The sequence below is a fragment of the Acetobacter fabarum genome, from assembly GCF_040702925.2.
GTDB lineage: Bacteria > Pseudomonadota > Alphaproteobacteria > Acetobacterales > Acetobacteraceae > Acetobacter > Acetobacter fabarum_B.
The window spans coordinates 1-269 of the sequence record NZ_JBFCXX020000090.1; the positions used below are offsets into that span (position 1 = coordinate 1).

Annotated in this window: 1 protein-coding gene; it reads right to left on the reverse strand. The window is 59.9% G+C overall.

What is annotated here, in order from left to right:
- Positions 1–269: phospholipase D-like domain-containing protein (locus AB2L51_RS15215; protein ID WP_400922681.1), on the reverse strand; the 269-nt coding region annotated here is incomplete at both ends.

Genomic DNA, 269 nt, shown 5'->3' on the forward strand with positions numbered 1-269 from the left:
TCTCGCTGTCGATCAACACCACTTTCTGGTGCAGAAAACCCGGTCGATAGCGGAACACCCGCACGCCGGCACGCACCGCCTCGAAGGCATACAGGCTGGAGGCGGCATAGACGATGCGATGATCAGGCCGCGACGGCAACAGCAGGCGCACATCAACACCGCGCAACACTGCCAGCCTTAGCGCGGCAAATACCGCTTCGTCCGGGACAAAGTAAGGGCTGGTGATCCATACGCGTTGCGTTGCTGCGTGAATGGCTTCGACGAAAAAC